18 protein-coding genes are annotated in these 18,664 nt (G+C 68.5%); 13 read left to right on the plus strand and 5 right to left on the minus strand.

Annotated features, from left to right (window positions below):
- Positions 1-8: 8 nt before the first annotated feature.
- Together BMZ25_RS06565 and BMZ25_RS06570 are read right to left on the minus strand one after the other, a co-directional pair.
- The gene (locus tag BMZ25_RS06565) at positions 9-1,016 is read right to left on the minus strand and encodes a branched-chain amino acid ABC transporter permease (RefSeq protein WP_092690515.1); all 1,008 of its coding nucleotides are present in this window, start codon (positions 1,014-1,016) and stop codon (positions 9-11) included.
- Positions 1,016-1,900, minus strand: a complete 885-nt coding sequence (locus tag BMZ25_RS06570) for a branched-chain amino acid ABC transporter permease (protein WP_092690518.1) — start codon at positions 1,898-1,900, stop codon at positions 1,016-1,018. The genes BMZ25_RS06565 and BMZ25_RS06570 overlap by 1 nt, the downstream gene beginning before the upstream one ends.
- 267 nt (positions 1,901-2,167) lie before the next feature.
- Here BMZ25_RS06570 and BMZ25_RS06575 point away from each other — a divergent pair, with 267 nt between their 5' ends.
- Positions 2,168-2,803 (plus strand): phosphoenolpyruvate hydrolase family protein, encoded by a 636-nt coding sequence (locus BMZ25_RS06575; protein WP_143071495.1) that lies wholly within the window; start codon positions 2,168-2,170, stop codon positions 2,801-2,803.
- Here BMZ25_RS06575 and BMZ25_RS06580 read toward each other — a convergent pair.
- Positions 2,793-4,520 carry a phosphoenolpyruvate hydrolase family protein gene (locus BMZ25_RS06580; protein ID WP_092690524.1) on the minus strand — a complete coding sequence of 576 codons (1,728 nt, stop codon included), beginning with the start codon at positions 4,518-4,520 and terminating at the stop codon, positions 2,793-2,795. The genes BMZ25_RS06575 and BMZ25_RS06580 overlap by 11 nt on opposite strands.
- An 81-nt stretch (positions 4,521-4,601) precedes the next feature.
- Positions 4,602-4,985 carry a hypothetical protein gene (locus tag BMZ25_RS06585; RefSeq protein WP_092690529.1) on the minus strand — a complete coding sequence of 128 codons (384 nt, stop codon included), beginning with the start codon at positions 4,983-4,985 and terminating at the stop codon, positions 4,602-4,604.
- Between the two features lie 280 nt (positions 4,986-5,265).
- Here BMZ25_RS06585 and BMZ25_RS06590 point away from each other — a divergent pair, with 280 nt between their 5' ends.
- From BMZ25_RS06590 to arsB, 10 genes are all read left to right on the plus strand, one after another.
- Positions 5,266-6,291, plus strand: coding sequence for a Bug family tripartite tricarboxylate transporter substrate binding protein (locus BMZ25_RS06590; protein WP_092690535.1), 1,026 nt, complete (start codon positions 5,266-5,268; stop codon positions 6,289-6,291).
- A gap of 68 nt (positions 6,292-6,359) precedes the next feature.
- On the plus strand, positions 6,360-6,848 hold the full coding sequence (locus tag BMZ25_RS06595; protein WP_177190404.1) for a tripartite tricarboxylate transporter TctB family protein: 489 nt from the start codon (positions 6,360-6,362) through the stop codon (positions 6,846-6,848).
- On the plus strand, positions 6,845-8,368 hold the full coding sequence (locus BMZ25_RS06600) for a tripartite tricarboxylate transporter permease (protein WP_092690543.1): 1,524 nt from the start codon (positions 6,845-6,847) through the stop codon (positions 8,366-8,368). Before BMZ25_RS06595 ends, BMZ25_RS06600 begins: the two co-directional genes overlap by 4 nt.
- The gene (locus tag BMZ25_RS06605; RefSeq protein ID WP_092690546.1) at positions 8,361-9,191 is read left to right on the plus strand and encodes a sugar phosphate isomerase/epimerase family protein; all 831 of its coding nucleotides are present in this window, start codon (positions 8,361-8,363) and stop codon (positions 9,189-9,191) included. Before BMZ25_RS06600 ends, BMZ25_RS06605 begins: the two co-directional genes overlap by 8 nt.
- Before the next feature lie 127 nt (positions 9,192-9,318).
- Positions 9,319-11,481, plus strand: a complete 2,163-nt coding sequence (locus tag BMZ25_RS06610) for a putative bifunctional diguanylate cyclase/phosphodiesterase (RefSeq protein ID WP_092690551.1) — start codon at positions 9,319-9,321, stop codon at positions 11,479-11,481.
- Between the two features lie 95 nt (positions 11,482-11,576).
- Positions 11,577-12,038, plus strand: a complete 462-nt coding sequence (locus tag BMZ25_RS06615; RefSeq protein ID WP_177190405.1) for an arsenate reductase ArsC — start codon at positions 11,577-11,579, stop codon at positions 12,036-12,038.
- A gap of 4 nt (positions 12,039-12,042) precedes the next feature.
- Positions 12,043-12,882, plus strand: a complete 840-nt coding sequence (locus BMZ25_RS06620) for a metalloregulator ArsR/SmtB family transcription factor (protein WP_092690556.1) — start codon at positions 12,043-12,045, stop codon at positions 12,880-12,882.
- Positions 12,879-13,877, plus strand: a complete 999-nt coding sequence (locus BMZ25_RS06625) for an ArsJ-associated glyceraldehyde-3-phosphate dehydrogenase (RefSeq protein WP_092690559.1) — start codon at positions 12,879-12,881, stop codon at positions 13,875-13,877. Before BMZ25_RS06620 ends, BMZ25_RS06625 begins: the two co-directional genes overlap by 4 nt.
- Entirely contained in the window at positions 13,874-15,142 is a 1,269-nt protein-coding gene (arsJ, locus tag BMZ25_RS06630) for an organoarsenical effux MFS transporter ArsJ (RefSeq protein WP_092690567.1), read from the plus strand. The genes BMZ25_RS06625 and arsJ overlap by 4 nt, the downstream gene beginning before the upstream one ends.
- Positions 15,139-16,152 (plus strand): ACR3 family arsenite efflux transporter, encoded by a 1,014-nt coding sequence (arsB, locus tag BMZ25_RS06635; RefSeq protein WP_092690572.1) that lies wholly within the window; start codon positions 15,139-15,141, stop codon positions 16,150-16,152. The genes arsJ and arsB overlap by 4 nt, the downstream gene beginning before the upstream one ends.
- 8 nt (positions 16,153-16,160) lie before the next feature.
- Here arsB and BMZ25_RS20760 read toward each other — a convergent pair whose 3' ends face one another.
- Complete coding sequence (locus BMZ25_RS20760; RefSeq protein ID WP_177190406.1) at positions 16,161-16,925, minus strand: potassium channel family protein; 765 nt, start codon at positions 16,923-16,925, stop codon at positions 16,161-16,163.
- A 198-nt stretch (positions 16,926-17,123) separates the two neighbouring features.
- On the opposite strand from BMZ25_RS20760, the gene BMZ25_RS20765 reads away from it, so the two are divergent.
- Both BMZ25_RS20765 and BMZ25_RS06645 read left to right on the plus strand, forming a co-directional pair.
- Positions 17,124-17,804 (plus strand): hypothetical protein, encoded by a 681-nt coding sequence (locus BMZ25_RS20765; RefSeq protein ID WP_177190407.1) that lies wholly within the window; start codon positions 17,124-17,126, stop codon positions 17,802-17,804.
- 101 nt (positions 17,805-17,905) lie between these two features.
- Complete coding sequence (locus BMZ25_RS06645) at positions 17,906-18,631, plus strand: Crp/Fnr family transcriptional regulator (RefSeq protein WP_143071496.1); 726 nt, start codon at positions 17,906-17,908, stop codon at positions 18,629-18,631.
- Positions 18,632-18,664: the final 33 nt, after the last annotated feature.

The following is an 18,664-nucleotide window of genomic DNA, read 5'->3' on the forward strand; positions in this document are numbered from 1 at the left end:
GATCCTCCTCATTTGCCGATATTCGTGGAGTCGTCGGGCGCGTCGTCACGACGACGGCCCGTTCCGGCCCACCGCGCCCAGGCGCGGCGGACGAGACCGGTGAGCCCGTCTGGCGAGAACAGCACGATGGCCAGGAAAACGAGGCCGATCAGCGTGTTGAACCGCTCGCGGGCGATGAAATCGATCGCGAAGTTGTCGACGATGGTGAACACGAACGCGCCCACATAGGCGCCCGCGGGGTGACCGATGCCGCCCAGCACGCCCGCCATCAGCACGTCGATCACGGGGTTCAGCGCAACCGAGCCCGGCGAGATCGAGGCGTTGAGCCAAAGGTTCAGGATGCCGCCGATACCGGCCACGAACCCCGCCAGGCCGAAGGCCAGCACCCGCAGCAGGGGCACGTTGTAGCCAAGGGCCTGCAGCCGCTGCGGCTCGTCCCGGAGGCCCTGCAGGGCCAGGCCGAACGGAGTGCGCACCACGTGCCGCACGCCAGCATAGCACAGCACGGCCAGCACCGCGCTGAGATAGTAGAACGGCAGCGGCGCCCCGAGGTCGAGCCCGGCGATGACCGGCGGCTCGACGTTGTTGAACCCGGTGAAGCCGTTGAAGACGGCGTAATTCTGCAGCGTGAGGTAATAGAATGCCATCGCCACGGCGAGCGTGATCATCAGCGTGTAGATGCCTCGCGTGCGCACCGCCACGAGCCCGATCAGAAGGCCCGCCAGCGTTGCCAGGCCGAGTGCCAGGATAAGCGCCACGGGCCAGGCCAGTTCCAGCCCGACGCCGCCGGTGGGCGCGGTGAAATAGGCGGTCGCGTAACCCGCGACACCCGCCACGGTCATCTGCGCGAGGCTCAGCATGCCGGTATAGGCGGTCAGGAAGACGAGGCTCAGGACGATGGTGCCGAAACCCAGCGTGCGCCCCCCGATCTGCACCAGCCAGAAGCTGTTGACCACGAAGGGATAGACCAGCAGCACAAGGGCCACGACCACGGTAAGAAGGCGGCGCAGCGTCATCAGGCGGCCCTCCCCAGCAGACCCTGCGGGCGCACGGCCAGCACGGCCACCATGATCGCGAAGGTGTAGACGATGCCGTAGGTCGGCGTGTAGGCGAGCCCGTAGGTTTCGGCCATCGCCACCAGGAGCGCCCCGATCGCCGCGCCCGGGATCGAGCCCATGCCGCCGACGATCACCACGATCAGCGAAGACAGCAGGTACCGCGCGTCCTCTCCCGGCGACACCGACAGGACCGAGCCGCCGATCACGCCCGCCACCCCGGCAAGGCCCGCACCGATGGCGAACACCCCGACGAAGACCAGCGGCACGTTGACGCCAAGGGCCTCGAGCATCCGGCGGTCGTCCACGCCGGCGCGGATCAGCATGCCCACCCGCGTCCGGTTCAACATCAGCCAGAGGCCGATCCCGATCACCAGCGCAAAGCCGATGAGCATCAGCCGCGCCATCGCGTAGCGCCCCGCCACCGGCACCGGCACAAAGGACGACACCGCCCCGGGCAGCGTGATCTGGTAGGCCGAGCCGCCCCACTGGGCGAGCATCAGGTCGGCCGCCACGATGGACACGCCGATCGTCGCCAGCGCCTGCCGCAGGTCCTGCCCCTGCATCCAGGACAGGATCGAGACCTGCAACGCCGCCCCGGCCGCGCCGACGACCACGGCCGCCGCCGCGATGCCGAGCAGCCAGCTGCCCGTCGCCTCGGAGACCTCGAACCCGATATAGGCGCCCAGCAGATAGAGCGAGCCGTGCGCCATGTTGACGACACGCATCAGCCCGAAGATCAGGGAGAAGCCGCTCGCGACGATGAAATAGAGCGAGGCGAGCGTCAGCCCGTTCAGCGTCACGATGGCGAAGAGCCGCCAGTTGATGTCGAGCAGGGCCTCCATCAAAGCTGCCCCGCAATCTGTTCCGGTCGCTGTCGCGCCACGCTCATGTCTCCTCCGTCCACGTCACGGGCAGACCTCTCCCGCTCGCGTGACACAGGGGTCACGCGCCGACGCCGTAAGGCGCGGATTGCCGGATTGTCCTCCCTCGCCGCAGGTTCCCTCCCTCGGACGGGCCGCTGCGATGGATCAACCGTTCCACGGCGGGGCGCGGGCACTCAACATGGCACGGTTTCAGAATTGGGTAATTTAGGGTAATAATTTCTGGCAATGCGTAGATTCTCCAAATGGACAATCCGCCCCCAGACCGGCGGGGCCACATTGCCGGAGGCGCTGCTGACCGCCCCCGCGCCCTTACCGGCCGAGGACATGGCGCCGGTCGTCTCGCTCTTGTTGCCGAGTTCCGGCGGGGCGGAGGACCTGCTCGCCCAGCTTGGTCGGGGGGCGGCACCGGCGTTGGGGCTGTTCCTGGCCGACCCGAACCTCGTGCCCGCGCGGCTTGTCCGGATGCTCGAGCGGCTGGGCGTGGGCTGGGTGTGCAACCTGCCCAGCGTCGGCCAGCACGAGCACGAGTTCCGCCGCTACCTGTCCGAGGTCGATCTGGATCACGACCGGGAGATGCGGGTCCTGGCACGGCTGCGGGCGGCGGGGATTTCGACGATCGCCACCGTCTCGGCCACGCGCGACGTGGCCGGCGCCCGCGCCGGCGATCCCTCGGCCCTGCTCGTGGTGCCGCCCGTCCCGGATTTTGCCGACGCCCCGCCCGACCTCGACCGCCGACGCGGGCTGGAACGCGCGGTACGCGACGCGGCGAAGGGCTACCCGGTCATCGGCCTGCGCGCCGCCGACGAGGACGGCGAGGGGCTGGACGCCGCCCTGCTGCCGCCCGAGCCGGTCAGTCGCTGAGGCCGAGCCGCGTCATCTTGTTGTAGAGCGTCTTGCGCGACATGTGCAGCGCCGCCGCCGTGCGCCCGCGGTGAAAGTCGTTGCGCCACAGCGCCTCGACGATCCGCCGTCGTTCCATCTCGGACCCGCGCGCGGGCGGCTCCTCGCTCCGATCCGGCGCTTCCAACAGCCGGCCCACGGCGTTGCCCGACACCTCGCCCTCGGGCGCGCGTCCGACGATCCGGCCCAACAGCGCCTCGAGCTCGGCTTCGTTCTCGGGCCACGCGTGGCGCCGCAGCCGCTGCAGCGCACCGGGCGTGAAGCTCGGCACCCGACCCTTCGGCAGATCCAGCCGCTCGGCCAGCGCCTCGATCAATTCGGGGATGTCGGCGATGCGGTCGCGCAGGGGCGGAACGCGCACCGTCCAGCCGGACAGAAGCGCGGCGAGTTCGGGATGCAACTCTGCCGGAAACGCCGGCTCCTGCGCCGAACGCTCGAACACGAATAGGCAGCGCGCGGTAACCTTCATCCGCCGCCGCCGGCGCGAGGTGACAAGGATGCCGCTCGCCAGGCTGCGCGCCAGCCGCCGCTGGGCCGCCGGCAGCGCCAGGTGGATGTCGCGCAGCACGACGGCTTCGCCGTCTGGAACGGTCAGCAGGCCGTCCTCGTAACCCGACGGGAGATCGCGCCCGAACAGGCGCTGCGCGATGCGGGTGCCGTGATCCTCGGCCCCGTCGATCTGCGGCGCGGTCGCCCCGCGCCGGTCGATCGCCGAGAGCACGGGCCGCAGCGGCGTCCCCGGCTCGAACGTCACCGCCACGGAACGGCCGGCCCCCGACACGGCCTCGAGCTCTTCCAGGAATGTCCGGAACGGCTTGGCCCGCCCGACGAGCCCGTGCCGCTGCCCCCAGCGCAACAGGGTCTCCTGCTGGCGGGTCAGGTGCTCATGATGGTCGCCGGCCTGCCGGTAGCTGGCGATCCGATTGACCACCGATTCCTCGTAGGGCAGCCGATCCAGCGTCGAGCCGCCAACATAGCCATCCAGCGCGGCGACGCCCGCGACGTGGCCCAGGTCCTCGGCCGACACCACCGGCCCGCCTTCGAGCAGGATACGGACGCCGGGATGCAGGCGGCGGATCAGCGCGGCATAGTCGCGGGCGACAAGACCGACCTCCTCCAGCGATGCGCGGCGCGAATGGCCCAGCGAGCCGCCCGCGTTCCAGCCGAAATTCAGCAGCACCATGTCGAGCCCGGCCTCGGCCGCGGCGCGCGCATGTTCCTTGGTTCCGCAGTAATAGAGCGCCGTGAACCCCGCGGCCTGGACCCGCGCGAGGCAGTCGATCTCACACCGGAATCCGCGGCCGGCGCGGTCCAGCAGCTGCCGCATGCCACGGGGCATAAGCGTCGCATTGGGGAAATTGACCGCCCCGGCAAAGCCCTGTTCGGCCACGCGCCGGACGACGTCATCGGCGTCGAAATCCGCGTCCCAGCAGTTCACGCCCAGCAGGACCGGGATGCCGACACGGGGAAGGATCTCGTGCGCGGCGAAGGCGTCGGTCATCGCTGTGGCCCCGTGGCAGGGCAGCATGCTCGCGATCGACGGGGCGCCCATGTTCCGCATCCGCCCGGCGTTGACGGCCAGCAGCAGGTCGGCCCCGCCGGTTTCGGCCGTCTGGGCCGCAATTCCGCTGCCGACGGCGGCACCGATCAGCAGACCGCCTCTGGACGATAGGGTCATCTCCGCTCTCCCCCGGCTCCGCGCCGCACACTAACGCGGGGACGCGGTAGCGCCAGAGGGGATGCGGAGGCGGCGGGCGGGCTACCGCCCGAGCGTCGCGTCCAGTTGCACCGCCTCGGTGCCCGTGTCGGCGCTGGGCTCGGCCACGATCTTCGCGTTCTCGATCCCGCGTCCGGAAAAGACGATCTCGGGGCGGTCGGTCGTCTCGCGCGGACGTTCGACATCGTAACCCGCCGTCTCGAGCTTTTCCCGCCACTCGGTAAAGAGCGGTCCGAGCTGCTGGCCGGTGGTGAACTTCATCACCCGGACGGTCGAGCCTACCGCGCGGTCAATGACGACGGTCATGTCGTCCGGCAGGTCGATCTCGGCCGGGATCCACTCCTGGCGGACCTCCTGCGCCCAGACCGACGCGGCAAAGACGAGGCTGGCGAGGGCGGCGGGAAAGGCTCTTGCAACATCAGACATGCGGCGGATCTAGGCACTTGTCAGGAAAACGAAAGACAAAAATCGACGAAATATGGATGACCGGCGCCTTCTCGCCCTTTGCCCGCACGCGCGCCGCATGGTCGGGCGGGAAGCCCGCTTTTGACGCAATGGCGTGATTCCCGCCCGTTTTCTGCGGTTCTGCAGCAGCGAAACAGGGCCGACCCACGGCAAGCCGCTGATTTGGCCAACGTTTATCGGGTTTGACAGGTGTCGGACTCTCTGCATAACCTACTGGGAGGTAATTTAGGGAGGAGAAACAATGAAACCGACACGTTATATTGCTGTCGCAAGCGCGCTCGCGCTGCTCGCCGGACCGGCGGCGGCGCAGGACTCCGAGTACAGCTGGCAGCCAGACCGCCCCATCAACATCATCGTGCCGTGGTCCGCCGGCGGCTCGACCGACCAGGTCACCCGGGTCGTCGCGCCGATCCTGGAGGAAGCGCTCGGCACCGAGATCGTCGTCGTCAATCAGAGCGGCGCCTCGGGGTCGACGGGGACCAAGGCCGCGCTCGACGCGCCGCGCGACGGCTACACCTGGACGGCGAACGCCATCGCCAACAACGCCACCTACAGCGTCACCGGCCTGATCGAGGACACCTCGATCGAGGATTACCGGATCTACCTGCACGTCGCGAACGTGCCGCTGGTCAGCGTCAATTCGAACACCGACTACCAGGACTTCCCCAGCCTGCTGGAAGCGATGAAGACCGGATCGGTCACCGTGGGCACCGCTGGCGTGAACTCGTCCGGCGGCATGGCCCTGGCGGCGCTGCGGCACGGCACCGAGGACGAGCTGACCGGCGCCCGCGCGATCACCTATGACGGCGGCAACCCGGCCGTGATCGCGGCGGCCAGCGGCGAGGTCGACGCCACCACCCAGCTCGCAGTCGAGCAGACCGAGATGATCCGCGCCGACCGTCTGCGCGCCCTGACCGTACTGTCCGACGTGCCGCTGGAGGTCGAGGGCATCGAGCCGGTTCCGCCGATCACCGAGTTCCTGCCCGACTTCGAGGTCGCCAAGGACTATTTCGGCATCTTCATTCCCAAGGGCGCCCCGCAGGAGGTCTACGACACCGTGGACCAGGTCTGGCAGGACCACATCATGAACGCCGAAGAGCTCAAGACATACGCCAACGACCGTGGCGCGATCTTCGACCCGAGCTACGGCGAGGATGCGCTCGACCTCGCGATGCCGGTGGTCATCTCCGAAGCATGCGCCCGCGTCGAACGCGGCGAGGCCGTCGTCGATCCGTCCGAGATCGGTATCGACTGCGGATCGGAGTGATCCAAGTCCCGGGGGCGCGCAGAGCGCCCCCTTCCCGGCTTCACCAAGACGAAACCCGGAGCAGTTTCATGAGCATGGCGAAAGCCGACCGCGTGACCGCGGTGGTGCTGTTCGGTCTCGGGCTGTCGATGAGCGTCGGCGGCTGGACGATGGACCGGCTTGAAGTCCGCAACATCCATCCCGCGTCGATCCCCGGTCTCGTCCCGATCTTCCTCGGGGCGCTTCTGGCAATCTGCGCGGTCCTGCTGTGGTTCACGGCATCACGACAATCGGCCGAGGGGGAGGACAGCCCCTTCATGGCGGACGGATCGTGGACGCGGCTGGCGCTGACCGCCGCGACCTGCCTGGTCTACGCGCTGCTGCTGGTCGGGTGGCTGCCGTTCTTCTGGGCGACGGCGATCTTCGTCGCCACGTTCTCGCTGATCTTCAGCTGGCCCGAGACGCCCGACACCCGGGCGCGGGCGATGGCCGCCGCGGGGTCGGTGGTGCTGGGGATCGGTGTCGCCTACGGCACCGCCGTCCTGTTCGAACAGGCCTTCCTGGTGCGGCTGCCATGAGCGGGCTCGTCGACCTCGGAACCGCGCTTTGGGCGCTGATGACACCGATGACGGTGTTCCATGTCGCCTGGTCAATGCTGGTCGGCATCATCGTCGGCAGCCTGCCGGGCCTGACGGCCACGATGGGCGTCGCGCTGATGACGACGCTGACCTACTCGCTGGACAGCCAGACCGCGATCCTGGTGCTGCTGTGCATGTATGTCGGCGCGATCTACGGCGGCTCCCGCAGCGCCATCCTCCTGAACATTCCGGGCACGCCGGCCTCGGCGGCGACCTCGCTCGACGGCTATCCGCTGGCCCGCGCGGGCAAGGGCGCCTACGCAATGGGGCTCGCGACGGCGGGCTCGATGCTGGGCACGCTCGTCGCCATCGTGATGCTGGTGATGATCGCCCCGCCCCTGGCCGAGGCCGCGATGAATTTCGGCAGCTTCGAGTTCTTCTGGCTCGCCGTGTTCGGAATCGTGATCTCGGGGCAGCTGACCGCGGACACCACCCCGCTCAAGGGCTACATCGCCGGCATCCTGGGGCTGATGGCCGCGATGGTCGGCTCGGAAGGGATCCATGCCCATGTCCGCTTTTCGGGCGGCATCGACGAGCTGAACGCCGGGATCGCTCTGATCCCCGCGATGGTCGGCGCCTTCGGCTTCGCCGAGGTCCTGACCGCCATGTGGAACCGCCGGGGCGAGCTTGCCGCCGTCCGCAACGACGAGGACCGCGCGATCCCGCGGCTCATCGACCTGTGGAAGTTCAAGTTCGTCTCGATCCGCTCGGGCATCATCGGCACCCTTGTCGGGATCATTCCCGGCGTGGGCGAGGACATCGGCGCCTGGGCGTCGTACGCGGTCGCCCGGCGCACCAGCAAGGAGCCCGAAAGATACGGCAAGGGCAGCTACGAGGGCCTCACCGCGGCAGAAACCGGCAATTCCGCCGTCGTGCCCGGCTCGCTGATCCCGGCGATCACGCTGGCGGTGCCCGGCTCGGCCTCGGCCGCCGTGCTGATCGCGGCGTTCTTCATCCACGGCATCCGTCCGGGTCCGCTGATCATGATCGAGCAGCCCGAGTTCATCAGCTCGGTCGCGGCGATCCTGGTGCTGGCGACGGTGGCGATGGGGGTCTACGGGTTGTCGCTGACGCGCGTGTTCATCCAGGTGCTCAAGGTGCCCTACGCCTACCTGATGCCGGTCGTGTTCACCCTCTGCGTGATCGGGACCTACGCCCTGAGCCAGAGGATGTTCGACGTCTGGATCATGGTCGCGTTCGGCATCGTCGGATTCGTGCTGCGGCAGATGAAATATCCGATGGCGCCGCTCGTCCTGGGGATCATCCTGGGCGACCTGCTGGACAAGAGCCTGCGTCGCGGCCTGACGCTGAGCGACGGCGAGCTCACGCCGTTCCTGACCCGCCCCGTCTCGGCCGGCTTCGCGATCCTGATCGTGCTCTCGGTTCTCCTGAACCTCACGGTGGTGCGGCGCGGTCTTGCCCGGCTCTTCAGTCGGAAGAAGGCCGCGGGCGATGCTTGAACTGACGCTCTGCAACGAGCTGCTCCATGCCGAGGGCCTGCCACTGGAGCGGCAATGCGAGGTGGCGCGGCAGCTGGATTACTGCGGACTGGAACTGGCGCCCGAGACATTGGGCGCCACGCCGCATCTGCTGGACCGCGCACAGCGCCGCGCGATCCGCCGCACGGTCGAGAGGTCGGGCCTGCGCGTCACCGGCCTGCACTGGCTTCTGCGGCCCTACCCGACGCTGTCGATCACCGACAGCGACCAGACCGCCGAGGTGCAGGAGATCCTGTGCAGTCTCGTGGACCTCTGCGCCGATCTCGGCGGGCGGGTGCTGATCCACGGCTCGCCCGGCCAGCGCGCCCGCCCCGCGGCGATCAGCGATGACGCCCTCTCGGAGCGACTCGTGGAGGTGTTCGCACCGGTCGCGGAACGGGCCGAGGCGCGCGGCGTCACCTATTGCATCGAACCGCTGGCGCCGGACGAGACCGACGTGATCACCACCGTGGCCGAGGGCGCCGCGCTGGTCGACGCGGTGTCCAGTCCCGCCTTCCTCACGATGATCGACATCAGCGCCTCCGGTCGGACCGAGCCGCCGGTCGCCGCCCTGATCCGCAGATGGGTGCCGACGGGGCGGATCGGGCACATCCACGCCAACGACACGAACCGCGGCGGGCCCGGCATGGGCGACGACCCCTTCCCCGAGATCGTCGCCGCGCTGGTCGAGACCGGCTGGTCCGCGCCCGTCGGGGTCGAGCCGTTCCGCACGCGCGTCGACGCCACCGTCACGGCCGCGATCGCCGCGGCCACCCTGCGCGCCTGCGAGCGGGCCGTCCATTGACGGCCACCGGCCCGGCGTGGCGGATTTGACGACACGCCGCGTCGATTTCGGCCCCGCGGCCGATGGCGTTGCGCTTGCGGCGGGCGGCCACTACTGAGGCTGGTAGCCGTACGACAGGGACCCCATCATGTTTGCCCTCTCCGAGAACGCGGGCTTGCCGACCGGCACCGCGGCCGCGGACCTCCTGCTCGACACGCCGCGAGAGGAAGAGTTCGAACGCCTGACACGGATGGCCGCCCGCCTGTTCGACGTGCCGACCGTGCTCGTCTCGTTGCTGGACGAGAGCGGCCGGGGCTTCAAGACACAACTCGGCTACGATGCCTGCGGCGTGCGGCGCGATTTTTCGTTCTGCACCCACACGCTGAACGCGGACGAGGTCCTCGTGGTGCCGGACGCCCGACGCGACACGCGCTTTGCCGGGACGCCGCTGGTGCGGGACCACCCCTTCATCCGCTTCTATGCCGGGACGGCGCTCATCACCGCCGACGGGACGCGGATCGGGACGGTGTTCCTGCTGGACAGCGCCCCAAGGGACCGCTTCCCCGACGCCGACCGCCGGACGCTCACCGATCTGGCCGCGATGGTGGTGGAACGGCTGGAGCTGCGCCGCCGCGATCAGATCGGCCGGTTCAGCCAGACCCGCTTCGAGAAGATCGCCGCGACTTCGCCCGATGCGATCATCTGCGCCACGGCGAACGGCGGCATCACCTTCTGCAACGAGGCGGCGAACACGCTGTTCGGCTACGAAGGGTCCGAGCTGATCGGGCGCGCGACCGAGCTTCTGGTGCCCGAGCACTGGCGGCAGCATTATCTCGCCGAGCTCGGCCGGCTCCGCCACGGGGAGACGCCGCAATGGCTGGGCCGCGCGGTCGAGCTGACGGGCCGGCGCAAGGACGGTACCCAGTTCCCGGCCGAGTTCTCGTTCTCGGCCTGGCACGAGGATCAGCAGATCGGTCTGGGGGCCATCGTTCGCGACCTGACCGAACGCCAGCGCAACGAGGAACGGCTGTTCCAGCTGGCCACCCGCGACACCCTGACCGAGCTTCCCAACCGCGGCGCCTGGACCGACTGCCTGGCCAAGACGCTGTCCGCCGGCACGCCAGCCGCGGTGCTGCTGTTCGACCTCGACGGGTTCAAGGCGGTGAACGACACGCTGGGCCATTCCGCGGGCGACGCGGTGCTGCAGCAGATCGCGGGCCGCCTCAACGCCGTGTTCGCGGATGCGATCATGGTCGCACGGATCGGCGGGGACGAATTCGTGGCGCTGCTCGAGGGCGACGACGAGCAGAAGGCGCGCGAGCTTGCAACCCAGCTCATCGCCACGGTCCGCGATCAGTACGAGGCCGACGAGCGGCGCGTCGAGGTCGGCGTCAGTGTCGGCATCGCCCTGGCGCCGCGGGACGGCAAGCGGGCCGAGGCCCTGCTGGGCGCCGCCGACCTCGCGCTCTACCGTGCCAAGAACGGCGGCAAGAACCGCTACGAGGTGTTCACGCCCGCCCTGCGCGAAGGCGCCGCCGTCCGCCGTGTCTTCGAGCAGGAGCTGCGACACGCCTTTGAGACCGGCCAGTTCGAACTCTACTACCAGCCCCAGGTCTCGACCAATGACCGCAAGGTGCGGGGCGCCGAAGCCCTGTTGCGGTGGAACCATCCCGAGCGCGGCGTGCTCACGCCGGCTGCCTTTCTCTACATCCTCAACCGCAAGCCGTCGGCCGCCGACGTGGGCAAGTGGATCCTGCGCACCGCCTGCAAGCAGGCGGCGGAATGGCGGCGCCACGCCCCGGACTTCCGCATCGGGGTCAACCTGTTCGCCGCGCAGTGCCGCGCAGGCGTCCTGCTGCCGCAGGTCCGCGAGGCGCTGGACGAAAGCGGCCTGCCGCCCGAAGCGCTCGAGCTCGAGATCGTCGAGAACATCATGGTGCAGAACGACGCCTCGACACTGCAGATGATGCACGACCTGCGCGACATGGGCGTCGGCCTCGCCTTCGACGATTACGGCACCGGCTTCGCGTCCCTCAGCCTGCTGAAGTACTACCCCGTCTCGCGGCTGAAGATCGACCGCGCCTTCGTCTACGATCTTCAGAACGATCCCAACGACGTCGCCATCGTGCGGGCGATGCTGTACCTCGCGCGGAACTTCGGCACGCAGATCACCGCCGAGGGCGTCGAGACCGAGGAACAGTTCGAGTTCCTCAGGGACAGCGGATGTCCCGACGTGCAGGGCTATCTCTTCGGCCGGCCCGTCCCAGGTCCGGAATTCGCCCGGACGAACCTCGGCATCACCACGGATTGAAGCGGCGCGATCCGGAAGACATCCGGCGACCTTCCACTTGTCGCGCTCCCATATTTCGACTATTCGTGAAATATAGATTCGCAGTGGAGCCCACCATGTCCCGAAAGAACGTCCTCTTTCTCTGCAATCACAACTCTGCCCGGTCGATCATCGCCGAGGTGCTGCTGAACGATTTCGGCGGAGACCACTATCGGGCCTTCTCCGCCGGCATCCGTCCCGGCGACGGGCCGCACCCGATGGCGCTTGAGACGCTGCGGGCGCATGGACACGAGATCGGCGAGGTTCGTTCCAAGGGGGCCGAGCTGTTCACCGGCCCGGATGCGCCGACGCTGCACTACGTCATCACCTTGTGCGACAGCGTCGCCCAAGAGGATTGCCCCGTCTGGCCCGGACAGCCCGAGCGCGCGCAATGGCGCCTGCCCAACCCGGCCGCCGTCGCCGGAAGCGATGCCGAAAAGAGGGCCGCGTTCGAGGATCTCTACGCCTCGCTACGACGCGGCCTCAAGATCTTTGCCGAGGACGATGAGCGGTCGCTGCGAAACATGGCGCTGGCCTGACGAGATGCCCACCGAACCGACCGATCCGCAGCGCGTCGAACAGCTCGACGCCCTGGCCCATCCCCAGCGGCTCGCGCTATTCCGCCTTCTTGTCCGGCGCTATCCCGACGAGGTGCCGGCAGGAGAGCTCGCGCAGGCGCTGGAGGTCCGGCAAAACACGCTGTCCTCGTACCTGTCATCGCTGCGACATGCCGGTCTGATCGAGCAGACGCGCATGGGACGATCGCTGCTCTACCGGGTGCGCATGGACCGGACCGGCGGTCTGATGTCCTACCTGTTTGCCGATTGCTGCCGCGGCCGGCCCGAACTGTGCCCGCCGTCCGCCTCGGAGACGGCGCGGTCCGAGCCGAAATACAACGTGCTGTTCGTCTGCGCCGGAAACTCCGCCCGGTCGCTCTTTGCCGAGTCCATCCTGCGGACCGAGGGCGGCGACAGGTTCAACGCCCACTCCGCCGGGACGCAGCCCCGCTCGGCGCCGCACCCGCTGGCGATCGAGCTTCTCGCGGACCGGGGGCACGACATCGCGCCGCTGCGGTCCAAGACGGTGGCTGCGTTCCGCGCCACCGACGCGCCGGCCATGGATTTCGTGTTCACCGTCTGCGACCGCGCCGCGAACGAGGAATGCCCGGCCTGGCCCGACCAGCCGCTGACCGCCCATTGGGGCATGCCCGACCCGGTCGCCGTCACCGGACCGGATCCCGAGCGGCGGCGCGCCTTCGCCGACGCCTACACCGTGCTCGAGCGGCGCATCCAAGGCCTCGTCGACCTGCCGATCGAGACCCTCGACCGGGCCTCGCTGCAACGCCGCCTCGACACCCTCGCCCTGACCCAGGAACCGCAATGACCACCTTTGCCCTCAACGGCCTCGGGCGGATCGGCAAGCTCGCGCTGCGCCCGCTCATCGAATCCGGCGCCGACATCGCCTGGATCAACGACGCCACCGGCGATCCGGCGATGCACGCTCACCTGCTGGAATTCGACACCGTCCACGGACGCTGGGACGCCCGGTTCGAGTCCTCGGCCGACAGCCTGACGATCGACGGCACCCGCCTGCCCTTCGTGGGCACCGGGGCCCTCTCGGACCTGCCGCTCGACGGTGTCGACGTGGTGATCGACTGCACCGGCGTGTTCAAGTCCGAGGCCGCCCTGGCGCCCTATTTCGACGCCGGGGCGAAGAAGGTCGTCGTCAGCGCCCCGGTCAAGGACGGGCCCACGGCGAACATCGTCCACGGCGTCAACGACGCGGCCTACGATCCGGCCGCGCACCGGATCGTCACCGCGGCGAGTTGCACGACCAATTGTCTCGCCCCGGTCGTGAAGGTCGTCCACGAGGCGTTCGGCATCCGCCATGGCTCGATCACCACGATCCACGACGTGACCAACACGCAGACGATGGTGGACCGTCCAGCCAGGGACCTGCGTCGCGCCCGCTCGGCCCTCAATTCGCTGATCCCGACCACCACCGGCTCGGCCACGGCGATCACGCTGATCTATCCCGAGCTGGCGGGGCGGCTCGACGGCCACGCGGTCCGCGTGCCGCTCCTGAACGCGTCGCTGACCGACTGCGTCTTCGAGGTTGCGCGCGAGACATCGGCCGAGGAGGTGAACGAGCTCTTTCGCGCGGCGGCGGACGGCCCGCTCGCCGGCATCCTCGGCTTCGAGGAGCGGCCGCTGGTCTCGGCCGACTTCGTCAACGACACGCGCTCGTCCATCGTCGACGGCCCCTCGACCATGGTGGTCGCGGGGACGCAGGTGAAGATCTACGCCTGGTACGACAACGAGATGGGCTATGCGCACCGTCTGGTGGACGTCGCCCGCATGGTCGGAGACTCGCTGTGACCGAGCGCCCCGAAGGATTGTCCGCCTATATCGCGGTCACAGCGGCGTACTGGGCGTTCATGCTGACCGACGGCGCGCTGCGGATGCTGGTGCTGCTGCATTTCCACACGCTCGGCTTCTCGCCGGTGCAGCTGGCCTATCTCTTCCTGCTCTACGAATTCGCGGGGATCGTGACCAACCTCTCGGCCGGCTGGATCGCCGCGCGGTTCGGCCTGACCTCGACGCTCTATGCCGGGCTCGGGATACAGGTGGGCGCCCTGCTCGCGCTCGCCGCGCTCGATCCGGGCTGGGCACTGTGGACCTCGGTGATCTACGTCATGGCCGTCCAGGGCGCGTCGGGCGTGGCGAAGGACCTGTCGAAGATGAGCGCCAAGAGCGCGGTCAAGGTGCTGGCCCCCGGCGAACGTGGCGGCCTGTTCCGCTGGGTCGCCGTGCTGACGGGCTCGAAGAACGCGGTGAAGGGCGTGGGCTTCCTGCTGGGCGCGGGGTTGCTGGCGCTGTTCGGCTTCGTTCCCGCCGTGCTCGGCATGGCCGCCGTCCTGGCCGCGATCCTGGTGGCCATCATGCTGCGCATGCCCGGCGGTCTGCCCCGGGGCCGCAAGGGCGCCAAGTTCACCGAGGTGTTCTCGAAGGACCGCAACATCAACTGGCTCTCGGCCGCGCGTGTCTGCCTGTTCGGCGCGCGGGACGTGTGGTTCGTCGTGGGCATCCCGATCTACTTCTACGCCGTGCTCTCGGACGGGTCCGAGGCGGGCAACCGCGCGGCCTTCTTCATGGTCGGCAGCTTCATGGCCGTCTGGACCATCCTCTACGGCGGGGTGCAGGCCTGGGCACCGCGCCTGTTGCGCGCCGCGGACCGGCCCGAGCCCGAACTGGTCCACGAGGCCCGCCACTGGGCCGGGCTGCTGTTCGTCACGCCCGCGCTGCTGGCCACCCTCGCCTGGAGCGCCGGAGACCCGGCACCGTGGCTGACCGTCACGCTGGTGGCCGGGCTGCTGCTGTTCGGCGCCGTCTTCGCGGTGAACTCGTCGCTCCACTCCTACCTGATCCTGTCGTTTTCCAAGTCCGAGAGGGTGACGATGGATGTGGGGTTCTACTACATGGCCAACGCCGCCGGGCGGCTGCTGGGCACGTTGCTGTCCGGCCTGACCTACCAGCTTGGCGGGCTCGGCCTGTGCCTCGCCACGGCCGCGCTGCTGGTGGGCTTGAGCTGGGCCGGCGCCGGACGGCTGGCCGCCGATGAGAAGGAAGACATCCCGGCATGAGCGCTTTCGAACGGTACCTCTCCCTGTGGGTCGCGGCGGCGATGGTCGCCGGAATCGCGATCGGGGCCCTCGCGCCCGGACTCGTCGCGGCGGTCGCGGGCGCCGAGATCGCCTCGATCAACCTCGTCGTCGCGGTGCTGATCTGGGCGATGGTCTATCCGATGATGGTCGGCGTCGACATCGCTGCGGTGGGCGATATCGCCCGCCAGCCGCGCGGCCTGCTGGTGACGCTCGCCGTGAACTGGCTGATCAAGCCCTTCACCATGGCCGCTCTCGCCGTGCTGTTCTTCGAGCATGTCTTCGCGCCCTGGCTCGCCCCCGAGGACGCGGCGCAATACACCGCCGGCCTGATCCTGCTGGGCGCGGCGCCCTGCACCGCCATGGTCTTTGTCTGGTCGCAGCTGACCAGGGGTGACGCGACCTATACGCTGGTGCAGGTGTCGGTGAACGACCTGATCATGGTGGTCGCCTTTGCACCGATCGTGGCGTTTCTCCTGGGCGTGGCGGATATCTCCGTCCCTTGGCAGACACTCGTGCTGGCGACCGTGCTGTATGTCCTCCTGCCGCTTCTGGCCGGCGCGCTGACACGGCGCAGGCTGGGGGACCGGACCGCGATCGACGCCTTCGCCGCCCGTGCAAAGCCGTGGTCGGTCGTGGGGCTGATCGCGACGGTGCTGATCCTGTTCGGCCTGCAGGGCGAGACGATCCTGGCCCGGCCCGCGGTGATCGCACTGATCGCCGTGCCGATCCTGATCCAGAGCTACGGCATCTTCGCGCTGGCCTATGCCGCCGCCTTCGCGCTGCGCGTGCCGCACCGCATCGCCGCGCCCTGCGCGCTGATCGGCACCTCGAACTTCTTCGAGCTGGCCGTCGCCGTGGCGATCAGCCTGTTCGGCCTGAACTCGGGCGCGGCGCTGGCGACGGTGGTGGGGGTACTGGTGGAGGTGCCCGTGATGCTGTCGCTCGTGGCCGTGGCGAACCGCACGCGCGCCCGCTTCGCCGCCGGCTGAAGCGGCGGCTAGATGTCGCCCTCGGTCTCGATGTAGATGACGCTGCCGCAGTGCTTGCAATGGCTGGCGTCCTTGTCGTGCAGCCTGAGCCCGCACCGCCGGCACGGCTGCTCGACCTTCGAGGGGCGATAGATCGCCTGCAGGAGCTGCAGGAAGAAACCGACCCCGAACACCATGATCGCGATCGTCAGAAGGCGCCCCGCCCGATCCGACAGGGTGATGTCGCCGTAGCCGGTCGTCGTCAGCGTCGTCACCGTGAAATACAGTGCGTCGACATAGGTATCGAGGTCCGGGTTCCGCTCATGCTCCCACACCCAGACCATGCTGGTCACGACGAACACGAACGCCACGAGGTTGGCGGCCGCATCGACGATCCGCGCGTTCACCGACGTCCCTGCGAGCAGCCGGTTGATCCACGTCACCAGGTGGAAGCTGCGCACCAGCCGGAGCATGCGAAGCGCCCTGAGGAAGCCGAGGTTGCCGCCCGTCACCAGCGGCGCCAGCAACGAGACCACCAGAACGAGGTCGGCCAGTGTAGTGACAGACGCGAAGAAGCGGACGCGGTCTTCGCAGATCAGGAACCGGGCGGTGAGATCCGCCACGACCACCAGTCCGATCCCGATGTCCAAGGCGACAAGCGACCCCTCGATCTGCATGTTCGCCGTCAGCACGAAATAGGCAATCGTCAGCACGTCGAAGAGGAAGAGCGCCGTGCGGAACAGGCGACCTGTCCAGCCCGGACCGTCATAGAGCGTCTGCAGCGTCGCCTTCATCCCGTGGGCAATCCTGTGCCGCGGTCTCTGCCCTCGGTATCGCGCAAGGTCCCCTCGCCTGAACTGCGTCGCTGCCTCAAGTCCCCGCGCCGCGACCGGTTCCCGGCGCGGCGGCGCGCCCGATTTACAAACAGCAACCGGTGGAGCGCGCCGCCGGCTGTGCCGTTCGTCCCGACAAAACAAGAATAGGACGGAACGATGTTCGACTGGATCATGCAACACAAGGAAATCATCCAGATACTCGTACAGATCGCTACGGCGATCGTCTGGATGCTGTATCTTCACCTCTTCCTGACGAGCTTCGTGCGTCAGAGGCGGTCGAACATCCTGATCAACCGGGTCGCCGGCAACAACGACCGGGCGCACCTGCTGGTCGGCAACATGGGCGCCGAGCCGATCTATGTCAGCAGCCTCATCGCCGACCTCGACATCGCGGGAGAAACCGTTTCGGCCGTCGTCACCGACCGCGAGGACTTCCTCGACAACGAGGCCAGCAACGCGGTGTCCTGCACCACGCAGGGGCCGCTGGACAGCGGGCAGTATCGCGACCTGGGCAACTTCAGCGAGATCATGGAAAAGGCGCTGCGCCATCTCGGGCGGCAGAACGCGAAGGAGGAGGTGTCGCGCCTGGTGGTCACGGTCGCCGCCGAAAGCGGTCACGACGCCTTTCTCGCCGCCGGACAGCAATCCTTCACGGTCAGCCGTGACGGTGACTCGCATGTCTTCCTGCCCGAGACGACACGGACCAGGCAGATCCGCAGCCGCAAGGACCGGCGCCGGCTGGGGGTGCGGATCAACAGCGCGCTCCGCGAAGAGGCCGAGGCGATCAGGAGCAACGTCGAATCCCTCGTCCCGCGAGGCACGGACGCGGCGGCCTAAACTGGTTTACCCTGCACCGGATTCGCGGCGCGGTTTTTCTTGAGGACCGCGCCGCGTTGCGGCTAATCGAAGCGATCCCGGCAACAACATGGTCAGCCACCGTGCCCACTTCGGAACTTCTTCCTCTCGTGCTCAGCAAGCGGGATCGTCTCGACCCCGAGGATCACGCGGCCCTGTCCGCCCTGCCCGTGCGCACCGAACGCTACGAGCACGGGGCGACGATCATTCCCCAGGGTCCGGCCCCGAACGAGAGCTGTCTGGTGGTGGCGGGCATGTCCCTGCGCACCCAGCAGCTCGGCCAGAGCCGCACCATCGTCTCGGCGATCCATATTCCAGGCGACTTCGTCGACCTGCATGCCTTCCTGCTCGACGAGTTGGACCACTCCGTCGTGGCGCAGGGGCGCTGCGAGGTGCAGTTCATCCATTCCGACGCGCTGCGCGAGGTGACGCGCACACGGCCGCACCTGACGCGGCTGTTGTGGATGTCGACGTTGATCGACGCCAAGATCCACCGCGCCTGGCTGGCCGCCAGCGTCGGTCTGCGCGCGACCGAACGGATCGGCCACCTGCTGTCGGAACTCTTCGTGCGCTACCAGCTGATCGGCGCGGTGCGCGACGGCACCTTCCGGATGCCGCTGGAGCAGAAGGACCTCGAGTCGCTGCTGGGCTATTCTAAGACCCACGTGAACCGCTCGGTGCAGGAGCTTCGGGCAAGGGGCCTCATCGACTGGGAACGGAACACGGTGACGGTGCACCAGCCCGACACCCTGGCCGACCTGTCGAAGTTCGACCCGAAATACCTCGAGCTGCGGTCCGCGGCGCGCTAGTTCCGAGATTTACATTTGTGAACCTCTCCGCCA

Source organism: Tranquillimonas rosea, from assembly GCF_900111315.1.
In the GTDB taxonomy this organism is placed as follows: Bacteria; Pseudomonadota; Alphaproteobacteria; order Rhodobacterales; family Rhodobacteraceae; genus Tranquillimonas; species Tranquillimonas rosea.